Here is a 23091-nt window from a genome sequence, read left to right on the forward strand (position 1 = left end):
ACATGGTCGTAGACGCTTTTGCCAGCGAGCCGTTGCTGGGCAACCCGGTCGCCGTCTTCTTCGACAGCGAGGATCTGACCGGTGGGACGATGCAACGCATCGCGAAGGAGATGAACCTCTCCGAGGTCACCTTCGTGCTGCCGGCCGAGCAGGGCGGCGACGCACGGATCAGGATCTTCACCCCGGTGAACGAACTGCCGTTCGCCGGGCACCCGATGCTCGGCACAGCCTGTGCGCTCGGTCGGACCTGGAGCCGCGACAGGTTCCAGCTGGAGACCGCGATGGGTGTCATCCCGTTCGAGCTGGGCACCCGCGACGGCGCCGCGTGGGTCCGGATGGAGCAGCCGGTTCCCAGTTGGAAGCCCTACGATCTCGCCGCGGACCTCCTGGCCGCACTCGGGATCGGGTCATCGACGGCCCCGGTCGAGATCTACCACAACGGGCCGCGGCACGTGTTCGTGGGGTTGCCCGACGTCGAGGCGCTTTCCGCGCTCCACCCGGATCATCGCGCCCTCTCGCACTTCCCCGACATGGCCGCCAACTGCTTCGCCAGGGCGGACGGGGGCTGGCGGACCCGGATGTTCTCCCCCGCCTACGGGGTGGTCGAGGACGCGGCGACCGGTTCCGCTGCCGGGCCGCTCGCGATTCACCTGGCCAGACACGGGTTCGCCGAGTACGGGCAGGAGATCGAGATCACCCAGGGAGTGGAGATGGGACGCCCGTCGGTCATGAGGGCGACCGCCGAGGGGGCCGGCGAGTCGATCCGCTCGGTCCACGTCGGCGGGCACGCCGTCGTCGTCGCCGAAGGGACCATCCATGTCTAGCGTGGAGACTCCCGTGGACGCGAGTAAATTCGAGTCCCTCAGCGGGAAGGTCGACCTCCCCTTCCCCGAGTACGACCAGCCGCCGTCGGAGCCGCTCCAGCTGGTGCGCAGCTGGCTTTCCGAGGCACGGGACATCGGAGTCCGCGAGCCCGCCGCGCTGGCGCTGGCCACGGCGGACTCCCGCGGCCGCGCCTCCAACCGGGTGGTCGCCATCACCGAGGTCACCGACCTCGGTCTGGTGTTCACCAGCCACAGCTGCAGCCAGAAAGGACGCGAACTCGCTGCTACGGGGTGGGCGTCGGGATTGCTGTACTGGAGGGAGACCGGTCAGCAGATCATCCTCTCCGGTCCGGTCGTGCTGCTGCCCGACACCGAGTCGGACGCCCTGTGGTCCGCCCGGGCGATTCCGTTGCACGCCATGTCGACGGTCACTCAGCAGAGCGAGCCGCTGGGGGGGTTGGCGGACGTCGAGGCTCTGCGCGCCAGGGCCCGCAGCCTGGAACTGACCGGAGCGCCCCAGCCCCGGCCCGAGTTCTTCGTCGGCTACCGGCTGCAGCCCGACGTCGTCGAATTCTGGTCCGCGAGCTCGGACCGGCTGCACCGCAGGCTGCGCTACGACCGCGACGCGCCCGAGTGGCGCACGAGCCGCCTTCAACCGTAGGTCCCAGCCACACCCGACCCTTTCCACGAGGAAGAGACCATGCCTCTCACCGCAGAACAGATCCTGGATCTTCCGTTCGACGTCCAGCCCGATCCGGACGAATTCATCCGCGCCGCCATGGAGTGGCACTTCAATCCCGAGACCGGCTCCCCGTTCTGGCTGGACCGAGCCGCCACTCTCGGCTTCGATCCGCGGGCCGACGTCAAGTCCTACGAGGACCTCCGGCTCTTCCCGAACGTGGCGGCGGAGCTCCGTGACGTCCGCGGCGAGGACCTGATTCCCAAGGGCTACGGAAAGCAGCCCGACGTGATCGGGTTCTTCGAAAGCGGCGGCACCACCGGCGCCCCGAAGCGGGTCGTGCTGATGCGCGACTGGCTGGACCGCATGGTGGGCTGGAGCAACGCGAACCTCGACCGGCACGGTGTGCCGCGCGGAGCGAACTGGCTGGGAATCATCCCGACCGGGCCGCACGTCGTGGGCGCCCTGTTCCGGCAGCACGCCGTCACGCACGGCCGCCACGGCTTCACCATCGACCTCGACCCGCGCTGGGTGAAGCGGCTCATCGCCGAGGGTCAGTTCGGGCAGGTCGACGCCTACGCCCAGCACCTCATCGACCAGGCCGCCGAGGTCCTGCGGACGCAGGACGTCGGCCTGCTCACCATCACCCCCCCGCTGCTGGAACGGCTGTCCAGGGACGAGAAGTTGGTCGCCCTGGTGAACGAGCGGGTGAAGTGCATCAGGTGGGGAGGCACGCAGATGGACGCCGACTCCCGGCGCATCTTCAAGACCGAGGTGTTCCCCGAGGTCGCGCTGTGCGGCGAGTACGGAAGCACGATGATCATCGGGGTCGCGGGCGAGCGTGCCGGGATCTCCCTCGACGATCCGTGCATCTTCGACTCGTTCTCCCCGTACGTGACCTTCTCGGTCGTCGATTCGAAGAGCCTTGAGCCGGTGCCCTACGGAGAGCGGGGCCGGGTGCTGGTCAACCACGTCAGCAAGTCCTTCCTACTGCCCAGCAACCTGGAACGTGACCTCGTCACGCGCATTCCGCAGGTGAGCGGCCTGGTCGGGGACTCGGTCGCCGACGTCTCCACGGTCGCGGTGTTCGAGGACGAGGACGTCATCGAAGGGGTCTACTGATGATCGACCTACCCGCGCTCGGTGCAAAGGGCGCCTTCCGCGCCAGCAACAGGCAGACGGTCCCCGATGTGGCAGGCACTCCCCTCGCCGAGCTGAGCCTCGTGCCGCCGCTGTACGTGAACCGCACCATGGCGGCGCTGCGCCGGGGCGGCGTCATGCCGGCCGACGAACGGGCCGACGCGATGATCCGTGCGGCCGCCCTCTTCGCGACCGCGACGATCGACGGCCTGACCGTCGAGGAGTACCAGTACGCCGTCAGCAGGGTCGGTGGAGTCCCGATCTCCTCCGTCGTCACGGCGACCACGACGGTCGCCGAGCGGGTGGCGAAGGCTCATGCGAGCGTCCAGTACGCGCGCCCACGGGGGGCGGTCGACAACTGGCGCGATCCGCTGACGCGGACCGGGCGTTCGGTGTGGACCCGGCGCGGAGACGTGTTCGCCGTGCACGCCGCGGGCAACCATCCCGGCACCCACAGCATCTGGCCGGAGGCCCTGGCGCTGGGCTACCGCGTCGCGGTCCGCCCGTCCAGCCGCGATCCCTTCACCCCGCACCGGCTGGTGTCGGCACTGCGGAGCGCGGGATTCGCCGACGACCAGGTGGTGCTCCTGCCCACCGACCACGCCGGCGCCGACGCCGTTCTGCGCGGCGCCGACCTGGGGATGGTCTACGGCGGCGAGGAGGTGACCCTTAAGTACGGCGAGGCCGCGACGGTGCTGCCGCAAGGGCCGGGCCGGTCGAAGATCCTGATCACGGCCGATGTGGACTGGCGCGACCACCTGGACGTGATCGTGGCATCCGTGAGCGGCCACGGCGGGACCGGATGCGTGAACACGACAGCCGTCTTCGTGCAGGGCGACCCGACTCCGCTCGCCGAGGCTGTCGCGGCGCGGTTGTCCGCCGCGATGCCCTTGCCGCCCGAGGACGACAAGGCCGTCCTGCCCGTACAGCCGCTCGCGGTCGCCAGGGCGATCGAAACGCACCTGCTGAAGAAGGCGGCGGGCGCCCGGCCCTGGCTCGGCGGCGACGGCATCGTCGGTGAACTCGGGGACGGGAGCGCCGCGTTGCTGCCTGCCGTCCACCAACTCGACGATCCAGCCGATCCGCGGGCAGGTGTGGAACTGCCGTTCCCTTGCGTGTGGATCGCGCCGTGGACACCCGAGGCCGGTACGGGCCCGCTGAAGAACACGCTCGTGCTCAACGCGATGACCCATGACGCCCAGCTCATCGACCGTCTGCTCGACGAGCCGACCATCAGCAACGTGTACCTGGGAAGCCAGCCCACCCACTGGATGGATCCCTCGGTACCGCACGACGGCTACCTGGCCGACTTCCTCATGCGGAACAAGGGCGTCATCCGGAACTGACCTCCGGTGCCGGTCAGCCCGCTCCCACTCCAACAAGATCGAAAGGGTCATACCTTGTCCCACTCCGTCGAACCAGCCGACGTCCTGATAGTCGGCGGCGGGTCGGCCGGCGCAGTGCTCGCCGCTCGCCTGAGCGAGAACCCCGCCCGGCGCGTCGTGCTGCTCGAGGCAGGGCCGGACTACGGCCCCACCCGGTTCCCCGACGCGCTGCTCGACGCCAACCGCATCGCCGATCCCGATCACGACTGGGGATACACCTCACGGGGCGGGCGACTGAGCCCCGAGATCGCCACTCTGCGCGGCAAGGTGATGGGCGGGAGTTCCGCCGTCAACGCCGGTGCCGCCCTCCGCGCCCGGGTCCGCGACTTCGCCCGCTGGGCCGAGAACGGGCTCGACGACTGGAGCTTCACCGACGTCCTGCCGTACTTCCGCGCCCTGGAGAACACCCCCACCGGCGAGGACGAGTTCCACGGGCGAAGCGGGCCGATGCCGGTGCGCCAACTGGGCGAATCCGAGCTGACCCCCGCGCATCGCGGCTTCATCGACGCCGCGGTCGCCCGTGGCCACAAGCGGATCACCGACTTCAACGGCACCGAGCAGGACGGCGTCGGAGCCTTCGCGGTCAACGTCCTCGATGGGATCCGACAGAACACCGCACTGGTCTACCTCACCGCTGAGGTGCGCGCTCGCCGGAATCTCACCGTGCACGGCGCCGTCGACGTCGACCGGGTCCTGTTCGGCGGTGGCAGCGCGACCGGAGTGGTCACCGCCGACGGGGTCGTGCACCATGCCGACGAGGTGATCCTCTCTGCCGGGACCTACGGAAGCGCGGCGATCCTGCTGCGCTCCGGCATCGGCCCGGCCGGCGACCTGGCGTCGCTCGGCATCGAACTCCTCGCCGACCTACCCGTCGGACAACACCTGCAGGACCACCCCTTCTTCCACACGATCTATGCGCTCCCCCCCGAGCGGGCGGAGACGACTCCGGCCCTCGGCGCGCTGCTGTGGACCGCCTCCAGCGAGGCCGCGGACGGTGAACTCGACCTGAACGTCGTCGCCGTGCATCCCAACGGGCTTCCGTTCCTGCCCCCCGGCGGCGTCTTCGCCCTGTCCACGGCTCTCGTGCTCCCCGACGCGCAGGGCACGCTGCGCCTGGCCAGCCGCGATCCGCTTGCCCAGCCCTTGATCGACGACAACTACCTCGGCACCGAGCGCGACCGCCGACGCATGCTCGAAGGCGTACGAATCGCCCGTGAGCTGGCCCGTGACCCGGCCCTCGCGCCGTACCTCGCCGGGCCCCTGTTCCCGCGCGAACTGCCCGACGATGACCGGGAACTGATGCAGGTGATCGAATCCAACCTCTCCATCTACGGTCACCCCACCTCCACCGCCCCCATGGGTGCCGCCGACTCGCCTCAGGCCGTCGTCGACTCCCGCGGAGCCGTGCACGGACTCGCCGCCCTGCGGGTCGTGGACGCCTCGATCATCCCGTACGTGCCCTCCAGCGTCACCAACCTCACCACGATCATGCTCGCCGAACGCATCGCCCACCTCGTCTACAACCACTGACTGCCAGGGGCTTTCCCCGGCTGGACTCGACGGGAGTTCAGCCAGGGAAAGCCCGGCTCGCGTCAGGCTGAATGGCTGCGTCTGGGGGTGCTGTGCAGGAACGGACTGGAGGTTTTCAGGGTCCTCTGGACCGGACTTGTTTCGAGCATGCGGATGGAGTCCAGCGTGCTGAGCCGATGGGCCAGGTAGTCGTGCAGTTCGCTGGGACTCTTGCACAGGACGAGGGCCACCAGGTTGGTCGGGCCGGTGGTGGAGGCCAGGAAGGCCAGCTCGCTGTGTTTGACCAGGGTGCTCGCCACCTGGTTCAGGTGCGCGGGGGCGACCGACATCCACAGCAGGGCTTGCGTGGTGATGCCGTACACCTCCGCACTGATCTCGACGTCGAAGGTGAGCATGCCGCTGGCCTGCAACGCAGCGAGCCGGCGGGTAATGGTCGAGGAGGACTGGCCGGTCTCGGCGGCGAGGTCGGTGTAGCTGATGCGGCCGTTGTTCTGCAACGCGGCCAGCAGCTGCCAGTCCGCCTGGGTCAGGGATGAGCGCAACTTGGGCTCGTCAGCGCCTTCTGACGAGTCGATTGCTCGGCGCAGTTGTTCCTGCTGCTCGTCGGTGAGAGCGGCCGTGTGCCCCTGCCATGCGGTGGGGCCGCCCAGATAGGTGTGCAGCAGGCGGTGCGCAGACACCTCTATGATGTTGGCCACCCGAGGGATCTCGCGGAACAGCAGCGTGTGGTGCGCATCGGAGCTCATGACGAAGCACATTTCGGTTCCCCCGGACATGAGCCGCACCCAGGTGGTGTCGTCCCGCCGAGCCAGGCTCTGCGCGACACTCTGAGCGGTGTTCGGGCTGGCCGTGAGCCTCAGGATCCATTTCCCGCCCGACGGTCGCCGCGGGTTCACCACCCCGACGACGCGAAGCGAAAGCTCGCTGCTCAGCCGCCCGTAGCGACGGGCGACTGTTTGCGTGGAGACGCCCAGAACCTCGGCGATCCGGCTGAACGGCGCCCGACCGTCGATACGCAGGGCGTGAATAATACAGTGGTCCAATTCATCGACCACGGGGACCGTTGGCTCAGAAAAATCGCCCACTGACCGTCTAGGGCCAGGGGCGCTCAGCAAGGTTTACTCAGCACGGTTTGCGGCACCAGTTTTCCTCGGATAGCATGGAACAGGACCTCGGATGAACTTGGCTGTCGGCGACGGCGTTCCATGGTGGTGGTCAGCCAGTTCTCGTGATCGGTCATGCTCTGCCGAATTTGGCGCGCGGGCATGGAGTCGCAATAATCGTGGTTTAAGGAATACGTGTTCGGTACCGCCGGCCTGCCGGCCTCGGACGCGTTTCCCAGCGACCTGGCGGTCCGTCAACAGCTGCATTGATCCGCGGAGTACCGGCGCCAGGCCCGCACCGCGCGGCTGCCCGGGAACCCCTCCGCCCTGCCCGACCTGGCATTCCAAGCGGTGAAGGCCGACCGATTCGGCATTGTTCGCTGACACTGCACCAGCCCCCCGACCAGCTCCTGAACTACTCGGGCGAGTGTACATGTTCTTGCTCTTCGTGGCGGGGCTGGTCGAGAAGTTCGCAGGTTGCTGCCGCATCCGGATGGGCGACGTCGGCGTCTGGTATTCGACGCGGACGCGCGGGCGCTGGGACACAGCGGGATTCGTGTGGCGGCGGGTGCCACAGGGGTTTCGCCCTCGGGGCGCGTGCGTCGCCCGGCCGGGGCGGGGCGCAAGCAGCTGCGCGCGCACGACTTCCCGGAGAAGGGCGCGCAGCAGGCGCTGCCCTCTAAGGGATCTACGACCCGGCCGCGGACGCCGGGCGGGTCTCGGTGGGCTGCGACGGGGACACTGCGGCGTTCGCCGTGGCCACTCTGCGCCGCGCTGGTGGGAGTCGGAAGGACGGGCTCGAGGTATCAGAGCCTGAGCCGCCGCTTCCTTCGCTGAACTCTCGTCGAGTTCAGCGAAGGAAGCGGCGGTGCCGTGCGGGAACGCGCGGCCCGGGGCTCGGCCCCGGAGTGGACCTTGATTATTCGTGAAAATTCGAGGAATTCACGAATAATCGAGGTCCACGAATGCCCGAGGTCAGCCGACCGGCTTCTCACCGGCCGAGATGAGCCTGCGGTATTCCTTGGCGTCCAGGGCGAGGTCCTCGTCCGACGGGTCGAACATCACGCCGTAGACGGCGTGAAAACCCTGGTAGTCGAGCTGGCAGAACGCCAGCGTCTGGGCGACCGGGGCGAGGTACTCCTCGAGGGTCCGTCGGGCGAGGCCCTCCGCGGTGTAGGTCTCCAGGGTGGTGCCGGCCGTGATGGCCAGCCAAGCCTTCTTGCCGCGCAGTTCGGAGGCGGAACCGTCGAAGGTGAAGGCGAAACCGGGAACCAGGACCGCGTCGAACCAGGCCTTGACCATCGGGGTCACGTTGTACCAGAAGACCGGGAACTGGAGAACGACGGTGTCGTGCTCGCGCAGCAGCTGCTGCTCGCGGGCGACATCGATGTTGAAATCGGGGTAGGCCTCGTAGAGGTCGTGGACGGTGGCGTTTTCCAAGTCCTTGATCTCGGCGATCCGGGCGGCGTTGGCGCGGGATTCCGTGAGGTTCGGGTGGGCAACAATGACGAGGGTGCGATTGGTGGTCACTAACTGGTCCATTTCTCGTGTTAGGACGCGAACCGTGTGCGTCCTCACTGCCAATGTTGGCGAGCGGGTCGGCCGTGGCCGCAGCCATGCGCTCTTCTCGATCGCCTGCAAAGGGTGATCGCTTTCGGAACGAGCGGCTGCGTCTCTTCAAGTAAAGGCGGTCGGCGACCCGAGCGGCATTTATCACGCAATATTGAGGGACTCATTCCACCGGTGCCCGCCCAGGTGGTGGATATTCACGCGCACCCCCGGCGCCCCGGGGCCGCCGCAACGTCGGCCCTGCAGGTCAGTCCCGGGCGCCCAGCAGGAAGTCCGGGTACAGGTGCACCGTCTGCTCGACCAGCCCGTGCAGCCCGGCGACGTACCCGCCCACTCCCCCGGCCTCCTCGACACTCGCGTGCAGCCCGTCGATCAGCGGCCCGGCCGTCGCCGCGTAGGCCCGCAGGCGGCTCGGCTCGGTCAGTCGCGCCGCGAACTCGTCCCGGGCCGCCGCGGAGTCCGCGCACCCGGCCAGCAGCTTCTCCGCCACCGCGCGCTCCGGCTCGGACAGCGACTCCAGGTACTGCACCACCATAGAGGTGGCCGTGCCGTTGCGCAGGTCCTCGTACCGCCCCGAGGAGATGTCCCGCTGGTCGTTGACCATCTGCCGCAGCACCCCGAAGCGCACGCCGAAGTCGCGCCAGGCGTCCACCTGCGCCGCATCGCACCCGGCCAGCACCGCGCCCATCGCCGCGGCCATCCCGTACGGGGCACCGGTCTTGCCCCGGTAGCCGGCCGTGACCTCTTCGGCGGTCGCCGTCGCCGCGGTCGTCGTGAGGTCGGTGAGCTGCCCGGCTATCGCCCGGTGCCAGCAGCGCGAGAGCTCCTGACGCAGCCGCAGCGCCATCTCCGGGTCGTCGCGGCAGGCCTCGTCCAGCACCTCGGCCGACAGGTGGCAGGCGATCCCGACCACGGCGAGCAGCTCCCGGTCCGCACCGTCCGTGCCGTCCGCACCGACGGCCGACGGCCGGGGTTCGGCGTCGGACAGGTCGTCCAGGTAGCGTGCCGAGACCCACCACAGCACATGCGCCATCGCCGCGGGTTCGGCCGCGGCCGGGTCGCCGGAGTGCGTCCCGTGCACCAGGAACGGCAGCGCGACGATGCCGTCCACGGCCGGCCCCGAGCCGCGCCCGGCGATCCGGTCCAGGAAGCCGGTCAGGGCCCGTCCCATCGCCCGGTCGGCGGCTGCGCCGGGACCGTCGGAGACGGACAACTCCTCCCCCAGGCCGCGCAATCGCCGCAGCACGCCGTCCGAACTCCACAGGGGTGCATTCGCTGTCATGGTGCCCTCCACAGTCGACAATCAGGATGCTGAGACGCTAACTTGTGCCAGCCGAGCACATGGAACTCGCATGGTGCTGAAGGTAGTTGTGCCATTCATTTGTGACCGCCGTGTTTCGGCACGGGATCCGGCACGACCAGGGGGAGGGGAATACCGGTGGCCGACACGGACCGGCAATTAGTCTGGCGACAGACGATCACACCCGCACTGTTCGCTATTGGTCTGGTGGTGAACACCGTCGGATTGGCAATCGTCTGGAGCCGCCACGACCAGCCAGGACGCATATTCGCGCTGGCGTTCATCGGCCTCAACCTGCTGTGGCTGCTGGCCGAGGCACCGGTCAGCCTGGGCCGGCCGAGCGCCCCGCCGCGCGAGGTGTCCACGCTCGTCGTCTACGGCCTCACCCGGTTCGCGACCGTCGCCGCGGCCCTGTTCATCGTGCCGCTGGGCGCCGAGACGGTGCTGCGCGAGACCGCCGCGGTCGCGGTGTTCGCGGGCGGCGTGACGCTGCGCCTGGTGGCCATCAGGACGCTGGGGCGCTTCTACTCCCATCACGTGATCCGCCACGACGCGCACGCGATCGTCTCCACCGGCCCCTACCGCCTGATCCGGCACCCGGCCTACGCGGGCATGCTGCTGGGGCACGCGGGCCTGATCGTGTTCTTCTTCAACTGGCCGGCGCTGGTGCTGCTGACCGGGCTGGCCTGCGTGCTGTCCTGGCGCATCCGGGTCGAGGAGCGCACGCTGCTGGTACTCCCGGCCTACAGCACCTACGCGGCGCAGCACGCCCGCCTCGTGCCGGGAGTGTGGTGACCCTCCCGGCGGGGATACCCGGGCTGGACGCCGACGTCTGCGACCGACTGCTGAACACCACGCGGTCGGTCCGGCGCGGCCTGGACCTGGAACGTCCCGTCCCCCGGGCTGTCGTCGAGGACTGCATCCGCCTCTCGCTCCAGGCGCCCAACGGCGCCAACCGGCAGGACTGGCGCTGGATCCTGATCACTGATCCGCACCGCCGCGCGCAGGTCGCCGAGATCTACCGGCGTGCCTTCCGCGCGAGGCACGGCCCGACGGCTCCGCAGAACGGCGTCCTCCGCGACGCGAGCGACCTCGCCGAACGACTGCACCGGGTGCCGGTGCTGGTCCTGCCCTGTCTCCAGACCGGCGAGCCGCTCCCGGAGGGCAACCAGGCCGGCCTCTGGACCTCGCTGCTCCCGGCCGCGTGGAGCTATGCGCTGGCCGCCCGCAGCCGGGGCCTGGGGACCACCCTCACCACGGTCCACCTCGGCCTGGAGGCCGAGCTGGCCGAGCTGCTGGGCCTGCCCGAACACGTCCACCAGGGACCGCTCATCCCGACCGCTTACACGCTCCGGCGGACCTTCGGGCCCGGTCGGCGGCGTCCGCTGGAGGAGGTACTGCACGTGGACGGCTGGCAGTCGGAGACCGCGACGGCGGCCGCGGGACCGGGCCGATGACGGCGGCCGTCGAGGCCCCGAGCGGCGGCCTGGCGGAACGTCAGGGCCCGGTCGGCGAACCGGTTCCCGGTCTGCTCCGCGAGAAGCAACTGCTCGATCCGACCGCAGCGGGCCACAAGTTCTCCCGGCTGGCCGAACTGCGCGCCGCCGGGTTCGCCGTGCCCGACCTGTTCGCGGTGCCCGCCGCCGCCTTCGACCGGGCGCTCGCGCCGGTGCTGGCGGGCCTGGCCGCGCCGCCGACCGCCGCCGACCCGGAGGCCGTGCGGCGCTGGAGCGAGCAGGCGCGCGCCGCGGTGCTGTCGGTCGAGGTGGACGACGACCTCGCCCGCGCCGTCCGGCTCGCGTTCGACGAGGTCATCGGCCCCGACGGGCTTGCCGCCGTGCGCGCGTGCGTCGTGCCGGGCCGGGGCCAGCAGGGCGAGGACAGCGCGGCCGACCCGTTCGCCGGACTGAGCGACAGCTTCCTGTACGTACCGCGCGCCGACCTGCTCCGGCGGATCGTCGAATGCTGGGCCTCGGCCTACAACGCCGAAGGGGTCCTCTACCGGCTGCGGCGCGGCACCGATCCGGGTGCGGCCCGGGTCGCGGTGGGCGTCCAGCAGATGGTGCTCGGCGCCGGCTCGTTCGTCGCGTTCACCCGCGACCCGCGCGACGGCGCCGACCGGGTGGTCGTGGCGGCCGCCTACGGCATCGGCGAGGGCGTCGTCCAGGAACGCGCCGACGTCGACCACTACTTCGCCGAGCGGGCCACCGGCACGGTGCGGCAGGAGATCGCGGTCAAGCGCCGTATGGTCGGGGCGCCGGAACCGGGCGGCCCGGCCGGACCGACGCCCTGCGAGGTCCCCGCGGAGCTGGCCGAGCAGCCGGTCCTGAGCGAACACGCGCTGGCGCTGGTGGTCGGGACCGCCCGCAGGATCGAGGAGTTCTTCGGCTGCCCGCAGGACATCGAAGGGGCCCTCACCGCCGACGGAGAACTCCGGATCGTGCAGTCCCGGCCGCTCGCGCAGCTCCCGGCCCAGGTGCTGTGGAGCAACCACAACATCACCGAGAGCTATCCGGGGGTCTCCTGCGCGCTGACGTACTCGCTGGCGCGCGACTTCTACCGGACCGCCTTCACCGACCTCTACCGCCGGATGGGCGTTCCCGAGGAGCGTCTGCGGGAGAACGCGCAGCATCTGGAGCGCATGGTCGGCCTGCGCGAAGGCCGGGTCTACTACCGGCTCGACGCCTGGTACGCGCTGCACGGGATGATGCCCGAGTTCGAGTTCGTCCGGGGCTGGTGGGAGCACTCGATGGGCCTGCGCCCCGAGCCGGGGACGGACCTGTCCCCCGGCTGGCGCCGCCGGGCCCTGCGCACGGCGCCCGGCACCCTGCTCCGCAGCGCCCGGCACTTCCGTCAGGTACGGGAGTTCCTCGCCCGCTGGGACCGGACCGCCGCGGACGCGGGCGACCTCGAATCGCTGGACGCCGAGGCCCTGGTCGCGTTCTACCGCCGGCTGTGGGCCGAGGTCGGCACGCAGTGGGGCGTCACGCTCACCAACACGGTCCTGGGCATCCTCCCCGCGGCAGGCTACGAGAGCTCGCTGCGCCGTTGGACCGGCGCCCGGCACCGGGCCCTGTTCGGCGCGTTGCTGGCGGGCGGGCCGGAGAACCGCACCCTGGCCGGGCTCCGCGGCGCGCTGGAGCTGTCCGACCTGCTCCGCGCGCGGCCCGACGCCCGCGACCGGATCCTGAACGCCGCGACCGCCGCCGAGGGCGCCGCCGTGTGGCGGGAGCTCGTCGACGGCGTCCACGGGCCCGACATCGCCGAAGCAGCCCGGCGCCAGCTGCGCCTGTTCGGCGATCGGGCCGTCGGCGACCTGAAGCTGGAACAGCTCACCCCGCGCCAGCGGCCGGAGATGCTGCTCGACATGTTGCGCCCGCAGCTGCGGCAGGCCGCGGGCGCCGAGGCCAGCCGCGCCGACGAGCGGAAGATCCGCGCGGACGGCGAACGCGAACTGCGCGAGAGCTGCCGCAACCCCCTGCGACGCGCGGTCATCCGCGCCCTCGCCTCCCGGATGCGCGCACACGTCAAGGCGCGCGAGGACGCACGGCTCTGCCGCACCGAACTGTTCGGCCTGTCCCGGCGGGTGCTGCTGCGGCTGGGGGTGCTGCTGGCGGGCGCCGGACAGCTCGACGATCCGCGCGACGTCCTGGACCTGACCGTGGAGGAGGTCCTCGGCGCGTTCGACGGCACGTTCCCCGGCGGCGACCTGCGCGCGCCCGCGGCTCTGCGCCGTGCCGACCGCGAGCGCTGGGAGACGCTGCCCGCGCCGCCCTCGCAACTGGTGAGCCTGGCCGGGCGGCCGCTGGACCCGGCCCGGCCGGCGGCGGCCACGCATCCCGGCGACGGCGGCACCCCGGGCGATCCGGACGATCCGGACGTGCTGCGCGGCCTGGCGTCGAGCGCGGGCATCGTCCGGGCGCGGACCCGCGTGGTCCTGGACCCGAACGTTCCCGCCGACACCTGCCGGGACGCGATCCTGATAGCCAGGGAGACCGACCCCGGCTGGCTGTTCCTGATGACCGCGGCCCGGGGCCTGGTGGTCGAACGCGGGACGCTGCTGTCCCACACCGCCGTCACCGGCCGACTCCTCGGGATACCGACCGTGGTCGCGGTCGCGGACGCCACCACCCGAATACCGGACGGCGCCGAGGTCGAACTGGACGGCGGGGCCGGCACCGTACGCATCCTGGCGGTCCCGGCCGAGGACAGCGCACCGTGACGGTCCGGCTGCGCCGCTACCTGCGGGGCAGCTTCCCACCGGCGCTCTACCTGCCCTACGCCCTGGCCTGGGCGCTCGGCGGGACGGCCATGTTCGCGCTGGCCCGGCCCGGCGAGCACGGTCAGGGAACCTGGCGGCCCGGCTGGGCCACCCTCGCCACGCTGGCGTCGTTCACGGTGCTGCTGCTGCTGGTCCGCGCCGTCGACGACCTGCGCGACCTGGACTACGACCGCGAGCACAACCCGCGGCGACCGCTGGCCTCCGGCGCGGTCGCCGTCCGCGACGTCGGCGTGCTCATCACCGTCGGGGCCGTCGTCGTGCTGGGGCTGAACCTCCCGCGCGGCATCGCCTGGACCGGTGCGGCCGCCGCCCTCCTCTATCTGCTCGCCCTGCTGGCCGCCGACCGACTGGCGCACTGGCCCTCCGGCGACGCGATCGTCCTCAGCGCCCTGACCGGTCTGCCGGTGCAGCTGCTGCTCGGCGGCTACCTGTACGCCGCGCTGCTGCACGACACCCACCGGTCGGCCGGCCCCTCCGCGCTGCTGCCGCTGGCCACGATGCTGGCGATCTTCACGCACCTCGAACTCGCACGCAAGACCACCCGTGCGCCGAAGCCGGGCGAGCGGACCTATGTGGCCGTGTTCGGCGTGGCGGCGACGGCGCGCGCCGCACTGGCCGCCGCCGCCGTGGCGACCGTCCTCGCGTTGGCGCTGACCCGGCCCTGGAACCCGGGCGCCGAGGCCGGGTGGCTCGTCGTCGTCCCGGCCGTGCTGCCGGTGCGCGGCGCGCTGCGCTTCTTCCGCGGCGGCGCCGAGCGCTGGCCTCCGGCCGACTCTGGCTTCTACCTCCTCGCCGCCTTCACCGCGTTCCTCGTGGTCGACCTCCTGGAAGGCCGTACCCCATGACCGACGAGCTTCCGGAATTCCCGTTCCCGCATCCGCCCAGCGCGCGACCGCCCGCGCGGTTCGCCGAGCTCACCGCCGAGCCGGGGCTGCCCAGGGTGGTCCTGTCCAACGGCGCGTCGGCCCTGCTGGTCAGCCGGTACGCCGAGGTGCGGGCCGTGCTGTCGGACGACCGGTTCAGCCGCGCCTCGTTCGCCGGCCGGCCGATGTTCGCCCGCTCCAGCGGCTCCCTCGCGCTGGCCACCAGCGACCCCCCGGTGCACAGCCGTCGCCGGCAGGCCGTGGCCGCCGAGTTCACCGCCCGGCGGGCCCGCGAGACGGAGCCGCGGCTGCGCCGACTCGCCGCCGACTGCGCCGCGCGGCTGCGCACCCTGCCGCAACCGGCCGACCTGGTCGAGGAGTTCACCGTCCCGTTCGCGCTGCGCACCAGCACCGAACAGCTCGGCCTGCCGTACGACGACGCCCTCCGACTGCGCCCGGCCATGGCCGTGATGATGTCGTTCGGTCTCCACACCCCCGACGAGGTGGCCGCCGCGCACGCCGAGATGCACGGCTACTTCACGGCCCTGGTCTCACGACGCCTCAACGAGGCCGCCGCGGGCCGGCCCCACGACGACCTGATCACCCGGCTGCTCACCGGCAAGGGCTCCGACCGCCTCAGCCGTGAAGAGGTCGCGGTCTTCGGGTCCGGACTGCTGATGGCCGGATTCGACACCACCTCGCGGCAGCTGGCGATGGCGGTGCTGACGGTGCTGCGCGACCCGGCTCTGACCGCGCGCCTGCGCGAGCAGCCGGAGGCGCTGACGCCCGCGCTGGAGGAGGTGCTGCGCTGGAGCTCGCTCATCGGGACCGGCGGCGCGGCGCACGTGGCGCTGGAGGACGTGCGGCTCGGCGACGTGCTCATCCCGGCCGGAGAGGTGGTGGTCCCGCTGACCGCCGCCGCCAACCAGGACGCCGCGGTCTTCGCCGACCCCGACCGCTTCGACCCCGAGCGCAAGGACAACCCGCACGTCGCCTTCGGCCACGGCCGCCACTACTGCCTGGGCGCGCCGCTGGCCCGGCTGCAGCTGGACCTCGGGATGACCGCTCTGCTGGCGGAGTTCCCGGTGCTGCGCCTGGCCGTACCCGAAGACCAAGTCCGTTGGACCACGGGCCAGTTCATCCGCGGGCCGCTCGCGCTGCCGGTGCGCTGGGACGGCGGGGGGTGGCCCGGCGCGGGATGGCCCGGCGCCGCGCAGCCGACCGCCGCGCACCCTGCCGGGAACCGCGCTGGAGATCGGGCTGGAGATCGCGCCGAGGCGGCGTCCGGATGCCCGTGGTCTCCAGGGCCGACGAGAGGAACCGAGTAGCCATGAGTGGGATGCCGTCATCCGCCAGCACACCGATCGTCCTGGTCGGGGACCGCTTCGAGTACTTCATCGCCGCCGGGCTCGGGACGAGCGCCCACGGCCTCGCCGAGGCCGTGGGCCACGGCGCCTGGGACGGCCTCGCCGAGCCGATCCAGATCCACCTCGGGCAGGGCCTGGACGAGGCCGCGGTCGCCACCGTCGGCGAGGCCGTCGAGCGCCGCGGCCTGGGCGACCGGCTGCTCCTGGACCCGCGCGACCTGCCGGCTCCGGTTCCGCCGGACGCCGTGCACAAGCGCGACGCCCGCAACGTCCTGCTCGCCGACCTCGTCCACGACGGCGCGCACACGTTCGAGGCCTCGCTGCGCCTCCACAACGACAACGAGCTGGTCCTGGACCACCAGTCCGGCCCGCACCTGCAGGGCATGGTCCTGGTCGAGGCCGCACGCCAGCTGCTCCTGGCGGTGTGCGAGCTCGAATACCTGCGCCCGTGGCCCGACTGGACCTTCTCGTTCCTGCTGACCAAGCTCGACACCCGGTTCCACCGGCCGGTGTTCCCGCTCCCCCTGCGGATGCAGATGACCGCGCACCGCTCGGACACCGCCGACGTGAACCGGATGCGGCTCGACCTGGAGACCCGGTTCGTGCAGGGCGGCCGGGAGGCCGCCACCTCGACGGTGACCGCCTCGGTGCACCCGTCGGAACGGTTCCGTCCGATGGAGCGCAGGACCGCGGAGGCGGCCATCGCCGCTCTGCCGGCGGCCCGGCCGCTCGCTGTGCGCGCGAGTTCCGGCCCGCGGTCCGGCCCGTATTCCGGCCCGCATTCCGGCCCGCGTTCCGGCCCCGAGCCATCGCGCTCCTAGCCGACGGGCGTTCCCGTCGAGGCGTCCTCCAGCGTCCCGCGCAGCAGGGCGAGGGTGGACGCCAGCCGCTCCAGCGAGTCGGCCGTCAACGGATCGGCGAGCCAGCAGCGCAGCCCGTCCTCGAACGTGGGCGTGGCGGCGGTCAGCAGTCGGCTGCCGTCGGGGGTCAGCTCCAGCAGGGACGAGCGGCGGTTGCTGGGGTTGGGGCGCCGGACCACCCATCCTGCGGCCTCCAGGCGGTCCACCCCCTTGCTGGTCGCCCCGACCGTGATCGCGGCCTCCTCGGCCAGGTCGTTGACCCGGCAGTCGTCCCGGGTGTCGATGATGCGCAGGAACTCGTACTGGCCCAGCGTCAGACCGTGCTCGGCGCGCAGTCGTTCGCCCAGCGCGTTGTAGAGCCTGGTCTCGTAGCGGATGAGGTCCATGAACACCTGCGTGAGGTCGGTCACACTCTGCTCCAGATTCGCGGGAATGTTATTCCTAGGAATATAGTTCCTAGTGAAGAACTACGCGTCACCTGGAGGATCGCATGAGCAAGGCACAACGCGCGACAGTGGACGCCCTGATGCGGCAGGCCCCGTTCGACCACACCCGCCCGCCGGAGCAACTGCGCAAGGACTTCGAGATCCGGATGACCTCGGGCCCGGCTCCGACCGGGGTGACGGTCACCCCCTCCGTCCTCGGCGGGCGTCCCGCCCTGACCGTCGAGCCCGAGGGCGGCCCCGCCACCGGGACGATCCTCTTCTTCCACGGCGGATGCTGGGTCTTCGGCTCACCCGCCACGGGCCTGCGGCTCACCGCCGCGCTGGTGCGCCGCACCGGCGTCCGCGCCATCTCGGTGGACTACCGGCTCGCCCCGGAGGACCCCTTCCCCGCTGCCGTCGAGGACGGCCTCGCCGCCTACCGCGACCTGCTGGACCAGGGCGTCCCGGCCGAGCAGATCGTCCTGGCCGGGGAGTCGGCCGGCGGCGGCATCAGCATCACCACCCTGCTCACCGCCCGCGAGGCCGGACTGCCGTTGCCGGCCGCCGCGGTCACCTTCTCCGCCGCCCTGGACACCACCCGCTCGGGCGAGAGCATGACCACCAAACACGACGCCGACCCGATCCTGAACCACGCCGAACTGACCGCCGTCTTCGGCCACTACCTGGCCGGACAGGACCCCGAACAGCCGCTGCTGAGCCCGGCCCTGCACGCCGACCTGACCGGGCTGCCCCCGCTGCTGCTCCAGGCCGGCTCCAACGAGGTCCTGCTGGACGACTCCACCCGGCTGGCGGTCCGGGCGGCCGCGGCCGGGGTGGACGTCCAGCTCGACGTCACCGCCGACGTCCCCCATGTCTTCCAGGGCTTCGAGGGCCTGCTGGACGAGGCCGGCGCGGCCCTGTCCCGCGCCGCCGGCTTCATCACCGCCGCACTGGCCCGCACCGCCTGAACAGTTCCTCGACACTGCGCGACACCGAGCGCCACAACGCCCGGCCATGCCAGGCTCAGCACCTGCACTGACGGCCGGAACCACCGCGCCCACCCATTCACCTGGACCAAGCGACACCAGAGAAGGCGGCAACCAATGAAAATTCGGGACCTCCACAACGAATTCACCGCGGACCGCGCCGCCGCTGAGCGTGCCTACTACGGGAAATACCTCACTCTCGAGGGAATCTCGGTCCGAACGGGCAAAAGCCAGTACGGTACGCCGGTGGTGGAGGTGTCAGACGTCCCCGGAGGCACCTACCTGGCCATCTTCGTGCTGCCGTTCGACCAGCGGATCAAGGAATCATTCCGGATTGTGCGAAGCGTCCCCCTGGGCGTCACCGTCACCGTCAGGGGAGAATGTCGGGTCTTCAGCGAGGACGGAACAGTGCTGGTCATCAAGGAGTGCGAAATCCTCACCCCTTGAGCCCGAATCCACCGGCTGATCATTTCGGGGTTGCTCTCCTGCCCGTGGACGGTCGGCCGCTGGGGGCAACAGGTTGAGGGTGTGCGGTAGCCGCCGTGCGCGGGTCGCGGCCTGTCCGAGGGGTTGTGCGGGGTCGGGAGCGGTTGGTGGCGCTGTCGCCGGTGGCCGTCGGGCCGTCGCGGTGCGGGATCTTGTGGCGGTCAGGCCGCCGGGCGCGGCGGTGGGGAGTGGACGGCCTCGAACAGGGCGGTGAAGGCGTCGCGCCAGGGCCAGTGCTCGGGCAGATGCACCGTCAATTTGGTGCGCGCGGTGCGCGCGAGCCGGGCCGGGACGTGGACCAGGTGGGCGCGCAGGGTCGCTGTGGTGGCCTTGGCGTGGAAGACCGAGGTCAGCGCACCGGCGGCCCGCAGCAGGTTGTGCGACATCGCCCACAGGGTCAGCCACGCGGCGTTGGCCTGGAAGTTCCCGGACGGCAGGTGGGCCAGAGGCCCGGACTTCCCGTCCGCGATCACCTGCTCCACCACGGCGTGCTGCCGGTGGTGCAGTTCCGCCTGCAGCACCGCGAAGGAGCTGTCGGTGAAGACGGGGTGGTAACGCCAGGCGGTGAACAACTCGCCCTGACCCTGGGCCACTTCGGCGTTCAATCGGCGGACCCGGCGCACGATCAGCCGGGCGGTGACGTGCTCGGACTTCCTTCGGCCGGTGAAGGCGGTGTAGGGGATCTCGGCGACCTCGGCGTCGGAGACCATCTCGCCGGTGTCGGGGTCGACGAAGGCGTCCGGGTAGCGGATCGCCGTCCAGGACTCCTGCGGGATGCGGGAGATCGCGCCCGCGATGGAGGGGTTCATGCCGGTGGTCAGGGAGAATCGGGCGCCGGCCCGGCGGCAGGCGGCGACCACGTCGGCGGTGTAGAACTTGCTGTCCGCGCGGACCAGGCGGATCCCGGTGCCGCCGGTCTCCTTCGCTATGGCCAGGGCCTCGCTCACGAAGCTCTCGGCTCCGCGGACGTCGGCGGCCTTGCCGCGGCGCAGGCGGACCGCGCCGATCACGGGCCGGGCGATCGGGGTGGACAGGGTGGCCAGGATCGGGTGCAGGGTGCGCTGGCCCTTGAGGCGGCCGACCTGCGCGCCCTGCTTGGCGTGGCCGTACACGCGGCGGTGGGTGGGGTCGATGTCGATGAACATCAGTGTGTCGGCGCCGGGCAGCAGTGGGGTGCTGCGGGCCAGTCGGGCCAGGAAGTCGCGGTGAACGCGGTGGAGCTGGCGGTTGTGGCCGTGGGTGAAGGAGCGCAGGAAGGTGCCCAGGGTGGAGGGCGCGCGGACCGAGGTGAAGGCGCGGTCCATCGCGCCGTGCCGCAGCCGCGCCGCGTCGTCGATGCTGTCCGCGCCCGCGCACATCGCGCTGATCAGCGACATCACTTTGGCGGCCGGGTTGGCTCCGCCGCTGTTGTCGGCGCCCTCGATGCGGAGCGCGGACGCGGCCAGTTGCCGCAGGCCGGCCCGCTCGGCCAGCCGGACCAGCGACAGCAGCCCGGCATCGGCGATCAGGTTCGGCTCGTCGAAGACGGCGGAAACCGCTGTGGCGGCATGGCAGGATTGCATCTCGCGGATGTTCTCTCGTTCTGGCGACTTGGTTCTGTAGGAAGTCCCATCGTCCCAGGTCAGAGGGCATCCGCGTCGTTATGTCCAGGCCTCGGACAGGTCATTCATCGGTGGATTCGGGTTGAGTCCCCGCGGGCCATTTCCCCTTTCGTTCGCCCACCGCCGACTGCGGTGCCGCTGCGGGCGTGGAAGACTGCCGCGGTGATGGCTACGGCCAGGGGCAGCGTGCCGAGGGCGACCGCCGCAGCCGTCCCCGGCGTCACTTCGCCGTTGCCTCGCGGTAGGTGCAGGCAACGCCGGCGTCCGGGTCCCCGATGGTGACCACGATGACGAGGCCCTTGGCGTCCTGGCCGAAATCGGCTTCGTAGGCCGACGCATCGGCGCGGAGCGAGCCCGTGGATCAGGCTTCGTTCCGCCGCTTGCGCTTGGTCGTCCAGGTCGTGCTCTCGGGCGCGACCGCTGCGGTCGCCTTGGTGGGTGTGGCCTTGCCGATGGTGGGCAGGACGAATTCCTGGATCATGTCGACCGCGTCGCGGACCAGCGGGCGGAAGACCCGGTAGCGGGAGAGGGCGACCATCTTGGCGACGAACGGGGCGCAGCGCTTGACGAAGGCCTGGGTGCGCTCGGTGTCCTCGGTGCGGTCGAAGACCCATCCCGCGCCGGGTGCGACTCGTTGGAGAACGGGCTCAACGCACTGGGATGTGTGTGCAATCGTGTGTGAAATCCACCTGCCTGCGGTGCCGGAATCCGAGGAGACGCCGTCCGGCGTCGGTCTCGGGTGGGGTGATGCGAAGGTATTCTGTGCGATTGAAAAGCATGCGTGCGTCAATCGCCAGGCGATCACCAACGTGCTCCGGGGCGAGGTGTGGCCGGACATGCTCACCCTGATCGACCTGGAAGGCGCACTCGGGGTCGTCCTGTGGCCCACCGAACACGTCCACTGGAAGATCCCCGCGCCGGGTACGCCCGCGGGCGCGGAGCAGAGCGCCTCCTCGGACAAGGATCGCCGATCCGAACGCTGACGTCAGTCTCGGCTCCGCATCGGGCAGCGTGGACCCCTGCCCGATGCGGTGCCGACAGGTAAAGTCATGCCCATTCACGGAGCCTGGTCGGACCGTGGTTGGTCAAGGGACGGGGGAGTCTGTGACACGGGCATGGGTAGTGCGGGCTGGCTCCGAAGGAGAGCGGGAGCAACATGCCCTCGACGAGAACCTGGTCGCCGCCGGTTGGGAGGAGATCGAGACGGATCTCAGCACCTGCCGATCGATCGAGGAGCTCACAGGTGTGCTCAACGCCACCTACCCCGACGTGGCCGCCCCCACCCTCAACAACTGGAAGCACCAGTTGTGGCGGTTCAAGGAGGGGATGAGCGCCGGCGACTACGTCGTCATGCCGCGCAAGTTCCAGCCTTTCGTCGCAGTCGGCGAGCTGACCGGCCCCTACGAGTACCGAGCCGACGCAGAGCCGGGTCTTCGCCACATGCGACCCGTGAGCTGGCGACGCAAGGACGTCATGCGCTCCGCGATCGCCGGGGACCTGCGCGACAGCATGGGCGCCTTCTTGACCGTCAGTGAACTGAGCAGGCGCAATGCCGCGCTAAGGGTCCAGGAGCTGGCGAGGACGGGCATCGACCCAGGCTACGACGGCGACATCGAACCGCCAGCCGATGCCGATGCCCTGGCACAGGAGGTCGAACAGGCGGGCACTCGGCAGCTCACCGCCCGCGCACTGATCGGCCTGTGGGGCTGGCAGCGCCGCACCAGCGACGTCATCGACATCGTCGACGCCGAACTGGCCGACCGCGGTCTGCGCAGCACCCCGCATTTCACCGAGGTCCCACTCGACGGCCTGGTCACCGTCTCAGCCACGGACGCCACCCAGACTCCGGCCGGTACCCCTGCAGCGCAGGACACGGATCAGTCCGGCAGCAATGGGGCCGGGGTGGACCTGGGGCGCCATTGGCGCATCGGCAGCCTGCTCCCCATCGTTCGGAACGTGTCCACCGTCAGCTACGACGCGCCGCTGAGCGCCGCTCTGAGCTGCATGGTCGAGAACGATTTCTCCCAGCTCCCGGTCGTCAACCACAACAATGTGCTGCGCGGGGTCATCACCTGGGAGAGCATTGCCCGCGCCCAACTGGCAAAGCGCGAGCCCACCGTCGCGGCCGCCATCGACCCCCACCCGCACACCGCCCATGAACAGGAAGAGCTCCTGGTCCGCATCGGCGACATCCGGCAGCACGGATTCCTGATCGTCACGGACAGGTACAACCTCGTCATCGGCATCCTGACCGCTTCCGACCTCGCCGAGCAGCTCAGGCTCCGCGTCGAGCCGTTCATCCTGCTCGGTGAGGCAGAACGCCGACTGCGCCGGCTGACCCGCAGCATCGAGCCCGATCACCTGCCCGAAGCGTCCGGGATCCGTAGGAAGAAGCTCAGCCGGAACGAGGAACTCACCCTCGGGCAGTACCCCACCCTGCTGGCCGACACCGCCTGCTGGGCGGATCTGGACTGGCCCTACGACCAGCAGGAAATGGTCGACCGCGTCACCGTGGTCAAGAACTACCGCAACGAGCTCGCGCATTGGGACGTGGACGCCCCTGAGCAGAAGACCGAGCCGCTCGCTGCCACCAAGCGCCTTCTGAAGTTGCTGAAACTCTTGGACTATGACCCGCAGCCCTGAGGCCTCCTGACTGGCCGGCCACGGCGCTGGTCTACTCGGGGGTGGCCC

20 protein-coding genes and 2 pseudogenes are annotated in these 23091 nt (G+C 70.8%); 16 read left to right on the forward strand and 6 right to left on the reverse strand.

Features of this window, described 5'->3' with window-relative positions; all coding sequences use genetic code 11:
- The first annotated feature begins 2 nt into the window (after window positions 1–2).
- From ACXKR8_RS22030 to ACXKR8_RS22050, 5 genes are read left to right on the forward strand one after another with little or no spacing between them, the layout of a single operon-like run.
- Complete coding sequence (locus ACXKR8_RS22030) at window positions 3–824, forward strand: PhzF family phenazine biosynthesis isomerase (protein WP_458274593.1); 822 nt, start codon at window positions 3–5, stop codon at window positions 822–824.
- Complete coding sequence (gene phzG / locus ACXKR8_RS22035) at window positions 817–1485, forward strand: phenazine biosynthesis FMN-dependent oxidase PhzG (RefSeq protein ID WP_458274594.1); 669 nt, start codon at window positions 817–819, stop codon at window positions 1483–1485. The genes ACXKR8_RS22030 and phzG overlap by 8 nt, the downstream gene beginning before the upstream one ends.
- A gap of 39 nt (window positions 1486–1524) precedes the next feature.
- Window positions 1525–2625 carry a phenazine antibiotic biosynthesis protein gene (locus ACXKR8_RS22040; RefSeq protein WP_458274595.1) on the forward strand — a complete coding sequence of 367 codons (1101 nt, stop codon included), beginning with the start codon at window positions 1525–1527 and terminating at the stop codon, window positions 2623–2625.
- A complete protein-coding gene (locus ACXKR8_RS22045) occupies window positions 2625–3989 on the forward strand; it encodes an aldehyde dehydrogenase family protein (RefSeq protein WP_458274596.1) in 1365 nt (454 codons plus the stop codon). The genes ACXKR8_RS22040 and ACXKR8_RS22045 overlap by 1 nt, the downstream gene beginning before the upstream one ends.
- Before the next feature lie 54 nt (window positions 3990–4043).
- Entirely contained in the window at window positions 4044–5558 is a 1515-nt protein-coding gene (locus ACXKR8_RS22050; protein WP_458274597.1) for a GMC family oxidoreductase, read from the forward strand.
- 62 nt (window positions 5559–5620) lie between these two features.
- Here the strand turns inward: ACXKR8_RS22050 and ACXKR8_RS22055 are convergent, their stop codons facing one another.
- A complete protein-coding gene (locus tag ACXKR8_RS22055; protein WP_458274598.1) occupies window positions 5621–6613 on the reverse strand; it encodes an Lrp/AsnC family transcriptional regulator in 993 nt (330 codons plus the stop codon).
- A gap of 675 nt (window positions 6614–7288) precedes the next feature.
- On the opposite strand from ACXKR8_RS22055, the pseudogene ACXKR8_RS22060 reads away from it, so the two are divergent.
- Window positions 7289–7463 (forward strand): annotated as a pseudogene (locus ACXKR8_RS22060) (ISAzo13-like element transposase-related protein); the annotation flags it as partial.
- Between the two features lie 173 nt (window positions 7464–7636).
- Here the strand turns inward: ACXKR8_RS22060 and ACXKR8_RS22065 are convergent.
- Both ACXKR8_RS22065 and ACXKR8_RS22070 read right to left on the reverse strand, forming a co-directional pair.
- Window positions 7637–8191 carry an NAD(P)H-dependent oxidoreductase gene (locus tag ACXKR8_RS22065; protein ID WP_458274599.1) on the reverse strand — a complete coding sequence of 185 codons (555 nt, stop codon included), beginning with the start codon at window positions 8189–8191 and terminating at the stop codon, window positions 7637–7639.
- 286 nt (window positions 8192–8477) lie between these two features.
- Window positions 8478–9512, reverse strand: coding sequence for a polyprenyl synthetase family protein (locus tag ACXKR8_RS22070; RefSeq protein ID WP_458274600.1), 1035 nt, complete (start codon window positions 9510–9512; stop codon window positions 8478–8480).
- Between the two features lie 156 nt (window positions 9513–9668).
- Here ACXKR8_RS22070 and ACXKR8_RS22075 point away from each other — a divergent pair, with 156 nt between their 5' ends.
- The 6 genes from ACXKR8_RS22075 to ACXKR8_RS22100 are packed head-to-tail and all read left to right on the forward strand — an operon-like array spanning window position 9669 to window position 16863.
- Window positions 9669–10325, forward strand: coding sequence for a methyltransferase family protein (locus ACXKR8_RS22075; protein WP_458274601.1), 657 nt, complete (start codon window positions 9669–9671; stop codon window positions 10323–10325).
- Window positions 10322–10987, forward strand: a complete 666-nt coding sequence (locus ACXKR8_RS22080; protein WP_458274602.1) for a nitroreductase family protein — start codon at window positions 10322–10324, stop codon at window positions 10985–10987. Before ACXKR8_RS22075 ends, ACXKR8_RS22080 begins: the two co-directional genes overlap by 4 nt.
- Window positions 10984–13752, forward strand: coding sequence for a PEP/pyruvate-binding domain-containing protein (locus tag ACXKR8_RS22085; protein ID WP_458274603.1), 2769 nt, complete (start codon window positions 10984–10986; stop codon window positions 13750–13752). Before ACXKR8_RS22080 ends, ACXKR8_RS22085 begins: the two co-directional genes overlap by 4 nt.
- On the forward strand, window positions 13749–14657 hold the full coding sequence (locus tag ACXKR8_RS22090) for a hypothetical protein (protein WP_458274604.1): 909 nt from the start codon (window positions 13749–13751) through the stop codon (window positions 14655–14657). The genes ACXKR8_RS22085 and ACXKR8_RS22090 overlap by 4 nt, the downstream gene beginning before the upstream one ends.
- A complete protein-coding gene (locus ACXKR8_RS22095) occupies window positions 14654–16003 on the forward strand; it encodes a cytochrome P450 (protein ID WP_458274605.1) in 1350 nt (449 codons plus the stop codon). The genes ACXKR8_RS22090 and ACXKR8_RS22095 overlap by 4 nt, the downstream gene beginning before the upstream one ends.
- Before the next feature lie 11 nt (window positions 16004–16014).
- A complete protein-coding gene (locus ACXKR8_RS22100; protein WP_458274606.1) occupies window positions 16015–16863 on the forward strand; it encodes an AfsA-related hotdog domain-containing protein in 849 nt (282 codons plus the stop codon).
- Here ACXKR8_RS22100 and ACXKR8_RS22105 read toward each other — a convergent pair.
- Complete coding sequence (locus tag ACXKR8_RS22105; RefSeq protein ID WP_458274607.1) at window positions 16860–17312, reverse strand: MarR family winged helix-turn-helix transcriptional regulator; 453 nt, start codon at window positions 17310–17312, stop codon at window positions 16860–16862. The two genes, ACXKR8_RS22100 and ACXKR8_RS22105, sit on opposite strands and share 4 nt — an antisense overlap.
- 80 nt (window positions 17313–17392) lie before the next feature.
- Here ACXKR8_RS22105 and ACXKR8_RS22110 point away from each other — a divergent pair, with 80 nt between their 5' ends.
- A complete protein-coding gene (locus tag ACXKR8_RS22110; protein WP_458274608.1) occupies window positions 17393–18295 on the forward strand; it encodes an alpha/beta hydrolase in 903 nt (300 codons plus the stop codon).
- A gap of 117 nt (window positions 18296–18412) precedes the next feature.
- Window positions 18413–18760: pseudogene (locus ACXKR8_RS22115) on the forward strand (OB-fold protein); the annotation flags it as partial.
- 200 nt (window positions 18761–18960) lie between these two features.
- Here ACXKR8_RS22115 and ACXKR8_RS22120 read toward each other — a convergent pair.
- Window positions 18961–20361 carry an IS1380 family transposase gene (locus ACXKR8_RS22120; RefSeq protein WP_458266600.1) on the reverse strand — a complete coding sequence of 467 codons (1401 nt, stop codon included), beginning with the start codon at window positions 20359–20361 and terminating at the stop codon, window positions 18961–18963.
- A 400-nt stretch (window positions 20362–20761) separates the two neighbouring features.
- Window positions 20762–20938 carry a hypothetical protein gene (locus tag ACXKR8_RS22125; protein WP_458274609.1) on the reverse strand — a complete coding sequence of 59 codons (177 nt, stop codon included), beginning with the start codon at window positions 20936–20938 and terminating at the stop codon, window positions 20762–20764.
- A 136-nt stretch (window positions 20939–21074) separates the two neighbouring features.
- Between ACXKR8_RS22125 and ACXKR8_RS22130 the strand changes: the two genes are divergently transcribed.
- Window positions 21075–21383, forward strand: coding sequence for a hypothetical protein (locus ACXKR8_RS22130; RefSeq protein ID WP_462100634.1), 309 nt, complete (start codon window positions 21075–21077; stop codon window positions 21381–21383).
- Between the two features lie 343 nt (window positions 21384–21726).
- Window positions 21727–23043, forward strand: a complete 1317-nt coding sequence (locus ACXKR8_RS22135) for a CBS domain-containing protein (protein ID WP_462100635.1) — start codon at window positions 21727–21729, stop codon at window positions 23041–23043.
- Window positions 23044–23091: the final 48 nt, after the last annotated feature.

The organism is Streptacidiphilus sp. PAMC 29251, from assembly GCF_054208735.2.

What these genes read in the sequence shown, in the direction of transcription:
- ACXKR8_RS22030 (WP_458274593.1), top strand. Translation starts at nt 3, where the DNA reads ATGGTCGTAGACGCTTTTGCCAGCGAGCCGTTGCTGGGCAACCCGGTC.
- phzG (WP_458274594.1), top strand. Translation starts at nt 817, where the DNA reads ATGTCTAGCGTGGAGACTCCCGTGGACGCGAGTAAATTCGAGTCCCTC.
- ACXKR8_RS22040 (WP_458274595.1), top strand. Translation starts at nt 1,525, where the DNA reads ATGCCTCTCACCGCAGAACAGATCCTGGATCTTCCGTTCGACGTCCAG.
- ACXKR8_RS22045 (WP_458274596.1), top strand. Translation starts at nt 2,625, where the DNA reads ATGATCGACCTACCCGCGCTCGGTGCAAAGGGCGCCTTCCGCGCCAGC.
- ACXKR8_RS22070 (WP_458274600.1), bottom strand. Translation starts at nt 9,512, where the DNA reads ATGACAGCGAATGCACCCCTGTGGAGTTCGGACGGCGTGCTGCGGCGA.
- ACXKR8_RS22085 (WP_458274603.1), top strand. Translation starts at nt 10,984, where the DNA reads ATGACGGCGGCCGTCGAGGCCCCGAGCGGCGGCCTGGCGGAACGTCAG.
- ACXKR8_RS22095 (WP_458274605.1), top strand. Translation starts at nt 14,654, where the DNA reads ATGACCGACGAGCTTCCGGAATTCCCGTTCCCGCATCCGCCCAGCGCG.
- ACXKR8_RS22100 (WP_458274606.1), top strand. Translation starts at nt 16,015, where the DNA reads ATGCCGTCATCCGCCAGCACACCGATCGTCCTGGTCGGGGACCGCTTC.
- ACXKR8_RS22110 (WP_458274608.1), top strand. Translation starts at nt 17,393, where the DNA reads ATGAGCAAGGCACAACGCGCGACAGTGGACGCCCTGATGCGGCAGGCC.
- ACXKR8_RS22120 (WP_458266600.1), bottom strand. Translation starts at nt 20,361, where the DNA reads ATGCAATCCTGCCATGCCGCCACAGCGGTTTCCGCCGTCTTCGACGAG.
- ACXKR8_RS22125 (WP_458274609.1), bottom strand. Translation starts at nt 20,938, where the DNA reads ATGGTCGCCCTCTCCCGCTACCGGGTCTTCCGCCCGCTGGTCCGCGAC.
- ACXKR8_RS22135 (WP_462100635.1), top strand. Translation starts at nt 21,727, where the DNA reads ATGAGCGCCGGCGACTACGTCGTCATGCCGCGCAAGTTCCAGCCTTTC.